The sequence below is a fragment of the Streptomyces sp. NPDC041796 genome (assembly GCF_055590785.1).
The window spans coordinates 1-9,770 of the sequence record NZ_JBVJAH010000052.1 but is presented as its reverse complement, the minus strand read 5'-3'; the positions used below and the strand labels follow the sequence as shown (position 1 = coordinate 9,770).

Annotated in this window: 6 protein-coding genes and 1 pseudogene; 5 read left to right on the top strand and 2 right to left on the bottom strand. The window is 64.6% G+C overall.

Features of this window, described 5'->3' with window-relative positions:
• Positions 1 to 1,857: 1,857 nt before the first annotated feature.
• Positions 1,858 to 2,929: pseudogene (locus ACZ6C1_RS37945) on the bottom strand (IS630 family transposase).
• 167 nt (positions 2,930 to 3,096) lie between these two features.
• On the opposite strand from ACZ6C1_RS37945, the gene ACZ6C1_RS37940 reads away from it, so the two are divergent.
• From ACZ6C1_RS37940 to ACZ6C1_RS37920, 5 genes are all read left to right on the top strand, one after another.
• Positions 3,097 to 3,642 (top strand): IS1096 element passenger TnpR family protein, encoded by a 546-nt coding sequence (locus tag ACZ6C1_RS37940; RefSeq protein ID WP_469247614.1) that lies wholly within the window; start codon positions 3,097 to 3,099, stop codon positions 3,640 to 3,642.
• 86 nt (positions 3,643 to 3,728) lie between these two features.
• Positions 3,729 to 4,208 carry a single-stranded DNA-binding protein gene (gene ssb, locus ACZ6C1_RS37935; protein WP_469247613.1) on the top strand — a complete coding sequence of 160 codons (480 nt, stop codon included), beginning with the start codon at positions 3,729 to 3,731 and terminating at the stop codon, positions 4,206 to 4,208.
• A gap of 322 nt (positions 4,209 to 4,530) precedes the next feature.
• Positions 4,531 to 4,734, top strand: coding sequence for a hypothetical protein (locus ACZ6C1_RS37930; RefSeq protein WP_469247612.1), 204 nt, complete (start codon positions 4,531 to 4,533; stop codon positions 4,732 to 4,734).
• A 69-nt stretch (positions 4,735 to 4,803) separates the two neighbouring features.
• A complete protein-coding gene (locus ACZ6C1_RS37925; RefSeq protein WP_469247611.1) occupies positions 4,804 to 5,148 on the top strand; it encodes a hypothetical protein in 345 nt (114 codons plus the stop codon).
• 82 nt (positions 5,149 to 5,230) lie between these two features.
• Positions 5,231 to 5,536 (top strand): hypothetical protein, encoded by a 306-nt coding sequence (locus ACZ6C1_RS37920; protein WP_469247616.1) that lies wholly within the window; start codon positions 5,231 to 5,233, stop codon positions 5,534 to 5,536.
• Between the two features lie 425 nt (positions 5,537 to 5,961).
• On the opposite strand, the gene ACZ6C1_RS37915 is transcribed toward ACZ6C1_RS37920, so the two are convergent.
• Positions 5,962 to 8,805 (bottom strand): helix-turn-helix transcriptional regulator, encoded by a 2,844-nt coding sequence (locus tag ACZ6C1_RS37915; RefSeq protein ID WP_469247615.1) that lies wholly within the window; start codon positions 8,803 to 8,805, stop codon positions 5,962 to 5,964.
• Positions 8,806 to 9,770 lie beyond the last annotated feature (965 nt).

Sequence of the window (9,770 nt, the reverse complement as noted above, 5' to 3'; positions counted from 1 at the left end):
CCCGCCGGCACAGCTCTCGGCCTTGAACTCCGGCGTGAACGAGCGGCGAAGACGCGGCTTCTTCTCCCCCACGCTCTCCAGGAGGAACATCATCCCTCCGGGGCGAAGCCCCTGAGGGATGATGTTCCTCAAACCGATCAAGCCCAAGAGGCCTCCCAGATGTGCTGCGTTCACAGTCCGGCCCTGCCAATCCTGGCTGGCTTGGCGACGTCGACCGCCACTGCTGTGTGAGACAGAGCTCGTTTCACACAGGGCGGCGCCAGAAGACGCACCTGAGTCCGCATGCATCAATGGCAGGGCGGCGGAACGATGATCTAACAGTTCTCCGCAGACAGACAGAGGTTGGGCTGACACTCAGGAGCCGTATCACGGTTCCCCAGCGGAGGCCCTCTCATAAGGGAGGAACTATGCCGTAGGGCACCGAATCGAAAGCTGGGCAATGCACGTTACTGATCTTCACTTTCTCTTGAGGCCAATCCTGAGCGGGAGGCTGCTTCGCCGACGTCGGCGTCGTCTATTCTCCGCAACTGCAGTGGTCTGCGGTTCCTTAGCCCTAAACGCGTCAGTATCAGAGGTTGACTTGGAACCGAAAGTGACCGCTGCCGCCCCTGCAGCTCCGGTAATTCCAAGGCCCTTGTGGAAACTTCTGCCAATCGAAGCCCCGAAGGCCGTCAGGGAAGGCACCCCGAAGATCAGGAAGGCACCTGTGACGAGGCCGCGTCTTCCGCACGCAGCTCCGATTTCGACTGCCAAGTTCGGCCTCCCTACACTTGCATTCGAGGCCTATCGCCAGGCTGCCAGAGACCGTAAGCGCCTGACGCCGACATGCCACATCACTTGGACGCTCCTTGCGGCTATCGGGCAGGTGGAATCCAACCATGCGGGAGGACGTTTCGACACGGCAGGCACATCGCTGTCTCCTATCTTGGGGCCCGTTCTCAATGGCCATCCAGGACTCGACACCATCCTTGACAGCGATAAGGGATCCGTAGACGGCGAAGCTGAATGGGATCGTGCAGTTGGCCCCATGCAATTTATCCCTGCCACGTGGAAGCGCTGGGCCACCTCACCGCGAGGCAGCGATCCTGACCCCCAGAACATTTTCGATGCAGCTGCGACGGCCGCTGCCTACCTTTGCGCCTACCATCGCGATCTTGCAGATCCAGACCAACTGAGCGAAGCCATCTTGAGCTACAACAACTCCGATGCCTACCTTAAAGAAGTGATGGCTTGGGACGAACGGTACTCCTCCGGAGAGGTCTACACGCACGCTCCACCCTCGGTCCGAAAGCCCATCCTCCAGCCGTCCACGAGCGAAGCCAACAAGCAGCAGGCATCAGTCCGAGGCTCAGTACCGAGCCAGACACCTGCCTCGAAAGTCAAACCGTCAGCCTCAACCGATCAGGCTCTGCCCTCTTCAGCCCAGGCACCATCCGTCAGCCACACAACAGCAAGCCACCCCACCGTGTCAGTCGAAGTTGAACCCGCAGCCAGCCCGTCGTTGTCACCGAGCACTATGGCGGATCTTCCTGCAGCACCTACACCCAGCGCCTACCCCGACGCATCACAGGAGACGCTAAGACCGGCGACGCCAGCCTCGCCACAAGCCAGCTCTCCTCCTTCCGCCGCAGGGGCTGCAGACTCCCAGCTGCCCCCACACCCCCTAGCGTCCGCGCATCCAAGCGACCACCCAACACCTTCGCCCTCAAGCGAGTGTGTTCCGGAGGAGGTTAGTACCACCACAGGTCACCCTGAACGGCAGTGCGACAGTGAGCCTCTTCAAGTTGGCCACTGATTGGCTGACTGGGTTGTTCCCGTATCAGGCGAGGCCCTCGGACTGTTACTGACTTCGGCTTGTCAGGGTGAGGCCGCGTCGTTCAGAGTCAGGCCGGTGCCGGCTATGAAGCCGTTGAGCGTGTCGGGCCGGTACTGAAGGCGTTTGAGCCGGTTGCGGACGAGGGTTTCCAGCCGGTCGAGGGCCATGACGGCGAGGTTGGCCAGGCTGCATTTGACGTGCGCCCAGACACCTTCAACCGGATTCAGGTCGGGCGAGTAGGCGGGCAGCAGGAACACGGTCAGCCACTCCCGCTCGGTGACAAGGGTTCTCATCGTGCGGGAGACGTGGGTGTTGAGCCGGTCCCAGACCAGCACGATCGGCGCCCTGACCAGCTGGTGGACGCCGTCGATCAGTGCGATGAAGTCTCGCTCGCTCATGCTGCGACGTGTGCCCTTTCCCGCGGGGTGGCTCCGCAAGCGGTGGCACAGTCGGGTCCTCGAGCCGGGCCGCATGGCGATCAGCCCGGCCACCGACAGGCGTCCCGAACGCCGGCCGCTGACGGTCACGACCGGGGTGCGGCCCCGCCGGCCCCAGGTGCGTCCCCTGGGCGGCCGGCGGGTGAAGCCGGCTTCGTCCTCGAAGCAGACGTAGCCCCCGCAAGCCGCCCTTGCTCTTTTACCTCCGCCCAGGTCGCCTCCTTCCAACGGTCACGGCCTGCTCGTCGCGCTCGGCGACCCGCCGTGCGGGGATTTGCGGGCTGAAACCAAGCCGGTGCATCAGGCGCGTGGCCCCGGAAACGCTGTAGGAGACATGGAACTTCCGGCCGATCAGCGTGGCCACCCTTGATGCGGTCCACACCTGGTCCTCCACCCAGCCGTGAGCGGCCGGCCCCTGCTCAAGATACATAGCCAGCTTTTCCAGGCTGCGTGGAGACAGACGGCACCGCGAACCACCCGGCCCGCGGGAGACCAGAGCCTGGATACCGCCGTCCCTCCACCGCTCGTGCCACTGGTAGGCCGATTTCACGCTCACCCGCAGCCGCCGGGCGACCTCCGGCGGCTTGATCTTCCGCTCGAACAACTCAGCCGCCTGCATCCGTACCGCCTCACGGCGCTGACGCCCCGCAGCGGTCAGCCCGCCCCCCCTCCGCATACCTCACACACCAGGGATACAGCCCCCACAACCGGCTCATCAGCGACTTCACGAAAGCTCACCCCTGACGAGCTGAAGTCAGTAGCCAACAGAGTCCCCCCGCAGGGCCCCCTGGATTGCATACCCTGGGGCCTGGTTGGCGGACGTGTGGGAAGGGGCTGTGGTCAGTGGCGCGTACCTGGCTGTCTATCCGGGTGGAGTTGGTGTCCGGGCACGGTGGGGATCTGTGGCCTCGTCCTGGCAGGGTCTTCGCCGCCTCACGCTCGCACTCCTTTGCTCAGTTCGCGACGGCTGTCGATCTCGCGTTCGCGCGCTGGGACCTTGCTCATCTGCACTTGTTCACCTTGTCCGATGGCACCGGGGTCAGTCCTCTGGAGTGGTGGGGCGGTGAGGCCCCGGACGGCACGGTGGACGGCTATGCGACCAAGCTGAGCAGGCTGCAGGCCGGTGAGCAGTTCGCCTACGTTTTCGACATGGGTGACGGCTGGGCCCATCTGTGCACGGTCACGGAGAAGCGGATCGACCCTGTCGTTGAGCTGGGCAGGACACCTCACCGGCCTGTCCCGTACTGGGGCTGGGGCGATCTTCCGGACCAGTACGCACGGAGGTGGGACGGCGACGACGGCGAGTCGCCCATGCCGACGCGTCCGGCCCGCGGGCTCAGTGATCTGCCTCCGATCCTGCCGTGGTGGGGTGAGCACCGCCGCGGGTGATCGCCCTGCCGGTGTCCGTGTTTGCGGGCGGCTGGATGGCCGGGACGGCCGATCGGGAGACAGTGGTGTGTGCGAGGCTTCCTGTCATGCGTAACGACCTTCCTCTGACAGTGATCGGGAATCTCGTGGACGATCCGGAGCTGCGGTTCACCGCTGCGGGGGTGGCCGTGGCCCGCTTCACGGTGGCCTCGACTCCCCGGACCTTCGACCGGGACGCGAATACCTGGTGGGACGGGGAGCCGACGTTTATGGACTGCAGCTGCTGGCGGCAGCTTGCCGAGAACGTGGCCGGGTCTCTGTCGAAGGGGGCCCGGGTGGTGGTGGCGGGACGGCTGCGCACCGACCGGTGGGAGAACCCGGAAGGGGAGAAGCGATCACGCATGGTGCTGGATGTCGACGACGTGGGGGCCTCGATGACGTTCGCAACCGTGGCGATCACCCGCACCACCCGGCCGGCTCCCCCGCGTGAGACCGCTCCGGACGATCCCCGGGCCTCCGCCAGTCCCGTCCGTCCGGCCGCACCCATCGCCGGCCCGGACGCTCCCGGCGAGGAACCTCCCTTCTGATGCCGGCCATCCCCACACCGTCCCCCGCGGACGACAGAGGAGACCTGGAGACAGCTGCGGCAGCCGTGACCGCAGCGCAGCAGGCGCTGCGGTCCGCGCGCCGGGAGCTCGCGGCAGCGATCCACGCCGCCCGGCAGGCCGGACAGTCCGTGCCACGCATCGCTGACCGCGCCGGGCTGGACCCGGTCTCCGTGCGCAACATCCTGGCCGTGCCCCCGGCGAGAACGCCGGACAGAAGTTCTGACCGCCTGCGGTAACGCGAAGCCGCCGACGAACTCGGCGCATCTTCGCGGTTCGCGCCCGCCCGGAAACGCAGGAGACCATGCTCCCGCCGGACTACCAGCGCATCCTCACCGCCGTGCGCCAAGTCGGCGGACCAGTCACGGCCCGGCAGGTCGGCCAGACGCTGGGAGTGGACGTCAGCGTGAAGTCCAGGCTGGAGCCGCTGCGCGGGAAACTGATCAGACTGACCGACCGCGGATGGCTGCGAAAACTACCCGACGGCCGGTTCACCACCCGCATGTGACCTGTACCAGCCTGACGCGTCCGGCGGCATAGCCGTAACCACGGTGTCCTCGACGGCCGTTGGAATTGTGTGACGAAAGCCGAAGAGCGCGCCGAGGACACCTGCCCGCTTGTCTACCAGCGCCGCCTGCCGCTGTCCACGCACACCGTCAACCACATCGCCAACCTGCTACGGCGTCACCTGAAGACGATACGGTCCGGGTGCCGGATCCTCCCGCCGGGGAAGATCGCGGTGATCGTCCTGGCCGTACTGCGTCATGACCAGCGCCTGGCCGACATGGCCGGCGGCAACAACGTCTCCGAGTCCACCGTCCGCCGCTGGCGCGACGAGCTGACCGGACTGCTCGCCGCCCAGGCCCCTCGCCTGGCCCGCGCCCTGAAGAAGATCGCCAGCAGGGCGGGGAGGTGGTCCTGATTGACGGCACCCTCATCCGCACCAGCGCCGCACTGGCAAGGCCGACCGGCGAAACTACTCCGGAAGGCACCGCCATCACGGCCTGCACTTCCTCGCCCTGACCGACGAGAACGGGCGCCTGATCTGGATATCCGCAGCCCGGCCCGGCCGCACCCAAGACAACACCGCCGCCCGACACGACCACATCCTGGCCCACCTGCGCGCCGCCGGCCTCGGAGCGCTGGGCCGACCTCGGCTTCCGCGGCCTAGACAACGACATCCTCGCCCCTGTGATCGTCACCGGCTACGCCGCCAGCCGAACCCACAACCTGACCCCGGGGTAAAAAGAAGCCAACCGCGTTCTAGCCGTCGGAGGCGCACCGGTCGAACACGGCTTCGCCCACCTTAAGGCGGATCCTCACCAAGCTCCGCACCGCCCCCGCCCGCGCCACCCAACTACTGCGAGCCCTGCTCGCCCTGACGAACTTCGAAGTCAACCGCTGACAAATGATCTTCACTGTGGACTTCCGCCCACGACCAGCATGAGTACCCCAAGCACCGGTCACACCAGCCCTTTGACCTGCTACTTCAAGTTGGCGGAGGCTCAATGCACTCCACCACCACGCGCCACGCACCATCATTGCGTAGCGGGTGATGCCCAGCTGGTACCGGCAGCCCCGAGCTCGGGGGGCGGCCAGCTGCAGTTTGCCGAGTCCTGCCCGGAAGAAGCGTTGCAGATTGCCGACCTGGGGAGAGGTGGTCTGGCAAGCCGGTCCAGGGGTGCCCCGTGCTGGCGATGTGGCCACTGACCGCGTACGACGGATCGCGTCGACGCTAGAAGTTCGTGGAATACCCAAGAGCCGAGGGTAGCTCTTCTCTCCTGGCAACGCCCAGCTTCCGATAGACGTTGGACACATGAAACTCCACCGTCCGTTGAGCGACTTGGAGTGTGCTCGCGATCGTTGGGTTGCTCTTGCCTTCCAGTACAAGGTTCACGACCTGGCGCTCGGTTACCGTCAGGCTGTTCAGGCCCTTGCGTGGTCCGCTTCCGCGAAGTCGGCCGCCGCTGGCACGTAATTCATTACATGCGCGGACAAGCAGTCCTTGAGCTCCGCATTTTTCTGCGGTATCCATCGCGCGGCGTAGGAGGGCACGGGCGGCCTGCTTGTCGTTCGCCTTTCTCAGTGCTACGCCCAGCTCGCACAGTGCATGGGCGTGTTCGAGTGGCGCCGAGGCAGTTTCGAGTGCCTCCACTGATTCGCGGAGCAGCGTTAGTCCTGCGTCCCCGCCGATGGCCACTCCTGCCTGGCGCAGCGCGATCCCAAGAGGCCTTGGTGCTCCCCAAAGGCGTGCCAGTTGTATCTCTTCCGTTGCCAGGTGTGCTGCTTCAGACTTCCGTCCCAGTGATGCGCACGCCATTGCTGCTGTGGACCGCCATGGAGCGACCGCAGGGTTGGCGGTCTGCCAAGAGAGGAGGTGGTTTCCGCAGAGCATGAGGTCTTCCAGCGCACGCTGCTTGCGGCCGATTGCCATCATTAGCCGACCGCGGCTGTAAAGGAGGTCGGTGCATGGTAGTAGCTCCGGAAGGTATCCCTCGAGCCCATGATCCATTAGCGCCTTCTCGGCCTCGTTCAGGTCTCCGCGTTCGATCAATGCGTCAATGAGGCAAGCAAGTGCCCACGGCGCTGGTCCCTCATCCGGACGAAGTCCGAGGTTGTGGAATTGGGAGAGTGCAGCTTGCGACTGCTCTATCGCCAGCATGATCTGGCCTTTTCGCCTCGCGAGTTGCGCACGTAGGGTATTGAGGACAGTGATGGTCAGCTGCGAGCCGGTGCGCCGTGCTTCTCGTTCGCCGATCTCACAGGATTGCTCCGCCACTGCGAGAGCGTCTGCCCGTATGAGTGCGAGAAGGGGCAGTGCATGTGTCACTGCGTCGTAAGGCCGGTGCTGAGAACGAGCCAGAGCGTACTGCGCCAGGCGGACCGTGGTCTGTCTGGAGCGCCCACGGTGGCTTTCGCGCAGGCTTAGCAGGCCAGCCGCTGTGGGGGTCAGCGGTTCACGCGTGTTGTGGGCGTATCTCCGCTGGAGCTCGTCCAGCCGGGCTAGCCCCCAGGCAGCATTCGCTCGTTGCATGAGGGCGTGTGCGGTCTGCTCGGTGGCCAGCAGTCTGGAGCAGGATGGTTCTGTCTCACCAAGGTCGTGAACGGCCTGCTCAAGTTGCTCTCCAGCGGTGCTGTGCCGGCCGAGGAACCAGAGGACTTGTGCAGTGATGCGAGCGGCGTCCGCTCGCTGGGCGGGATCCTGCAGCCATTGCCTGCTGCTGCGGAGGTAGTCCAGAGCGGTGTGGAGGTTGATGTGCCCTGTTGCGGAGCCCAGGGTAAGTAGTACGTTGGCTCGTTTCCGATCGTCCAAAGGCTCTCGCAGGAGGCGGTGAAGGAAGGCTACTGCCTTCTCGGTCGCTCCGGCCGCCAGCGCCGAGTCGGCTGCCGACTGGAGGGTGTCGGCGGCCCATGAGGTGCCCACCCTGTGGGTGCGCAGGAGGTGACAGGCGATTTGCTGGTCAGGGGCAGCAGCATGGTGCAAGACCTCGGCCGCACGATTGTGTAGATTCGCGCGGGTCAATCCGGTTATATCTCGAAGGAGAGTGTTGCGCAGCAGGGAACGAGTGATGGTCAGATTGCCTGAGCGCAGGCTGAGGATCCCCATGCGAACGAGCACGTCTGATGTGTGTACTGCTTCTTGCTCGGACAGATTGGCAACGTCAGCGACGACGTCCAGGCGCGCCGCGGTATCCAGCACTGCGACGGCTCTGGTCATCTCGAGAGCGTGAGGTGAGGCCCTGCGAAGGCGAGCGTTCAAAGCTGGGAGCAGGCTTTCGATAGCCAATGCATTGATTTCTTCGACTGATTCTGCCGTGGGCTGCAGGTCGCACGCTGCCGCAGCGGCGAGTACGGCGTTCAGGAGGAGCGGGTTTCTTCCTGTGGCCTTCGTGCAAGCCTTCACGAAGGCGTCGTCCGGGTCGTCGTTGAAGGAGTCCTGGATAAGCTTACGAGCGGCATGGGCGCCCAAGGGTCGAAGGCGTATGCTTCGGGCGGTTCTCAGTACGTCGTCCATGAGGGCTGGTTCCTCCGTCGGCTCGCCATCGCACACACTCAGCAGTCCTGTTACGGGCAGCCCCTTGATCCTTGAGGGCAACCAGTTGAGCCAGTGGAGGGAGGGCGCATCGGCCCACTGCAAGTCGTCGACGACAACGATGATCGGACCGCTTCGAGCGGTACTGGAGAGCAGCCCGTGCAAAGCTTCTAGTTCGAAGGCGTCAGGGCGTCCTCCATGCGGGTCGCCGGTCGATGTAGGCCTGTGCGACGCCAGGATGCTCATGACCTCGGCAACCCGGGCTTCCTGACCGGTGGCGGGGCCGCCGGTTTTCGGGCGTCCGTGCATCAGAGGCGTAAGGAGTTGCCGGACGACGTTGAAAGGCAAACGCTTCTCTGCCGGACTGGCACATGCTGACAATACGGTGAACTGCCTACGCCGGGCGCTGTGGATGGCGGATTGCAGCATGCTGGTCCTTCCAGCCCCGGCTTCGCCGGAGACCAGCAGCAACCCTCCACTCTCCCCGGCAGCCGCAGTTTCTAGGTGGATTTCGATATCCGCCATTTGCCTACTACGGCCTAGCATCTTCGGCTCGTGGAATGCCATGCTCTTCTGTCGTACCTTACTTGTCAGTTTCTTCGCCCACGTAGAGGGTGGGTGAGGGTCGGCCCATTGACTTTTGCCGTGCCGCCGTAAGCAGTGCGTCTTGTTCCGCGACCGGAACGGCACTGGGCCGATTTATCGTTTCCACTACCGTGTCTTACGGCCGAGTTGTGCGATTGACCGGTCGGGTCACCAGGGGATTCCCGGTACGCGTGAGAGTCGGCCTGACACCAACACCGGTCGCCGATGCCCTCAGCGGTGAATGATTCCGCGCTGAGCGTCACGTGGTAAGTCACGGCCAGGAACGCAGTTTCGCTCCGGGCAGCTGATCAACTGCGAGGGCGCTGCCGACGCGAAGCTGAGACTCGGGCGCCCGCTGCGTACCTGCCACTGCCCGAGTGCGTGATCCGCGATCCATGTAGGACGCCGGGTCGGAGATGTCGATTGGTCGCTCGTTCGCCGAGCGTGGGGGTCGCTCCGCGCATGCGGGGACGCAACGAGAGATGGAGCCGAAGCCGGTGCCTTGCGCACTAGTTGGTCTCAAGAGATCCTCCTTCGGCCGAGCCTGCTCGCCCTGCTATTCGACGAGGCACTCACCCCTCCGTCGCTGGTTCGCCGCTCACCTTAGGGACAGTAGGAGGTCACCGCGACGACCGATAGCTCGGACTACCGTTCTACTTTGGTCTTTTTAACCGGTTGCTGTGATGGTCAGCCGATAGCCGAACGGTGGGAACTGCGGAGCCGATTGGGTGCACCAGCTCGGCGTCAATTCATTCTCCGGAATGATGCACAGCGACTGGCTCATCAGCTAACGACGTTGTGCTGGGAGCGGCGGCTCGTCGCTGTCCGCAGCTAGTACTGCAATCACAGTTATGGGGTGTGTCCGCGTTGTTTGTAGTGGCTGTTGCGGGCACGTGTCTGGCTGAGTCTTCGCCAGTGTGACCAGT

What these genes read in the sequence shown, in the direction of transcription:
- ssb (WP_469247613.1), top strand. Translation starts at nt 3,729, where the DNA reads ATGCGTAACGACCTTCCTCTGACAGTGATCGGGAATCTCGTGGACGAT.
- ACZ6C1_RS37930 (WP_469247612.1), top strand. Translation starts at nt 4,531, where the DNA reads ATGCTCCCGCCGGACTACCAGCGCATCCTCACCGCCGTGCGCCAAGTC.
- ACZ6C1_RS37915 (WP_469247615.1), bottom strand. Translation starts at nt 8,805, where the DNA reads ATGCTAGGCCGTAGTAGGCAAATGGCGGATATCGAAATCCACCTAGAA.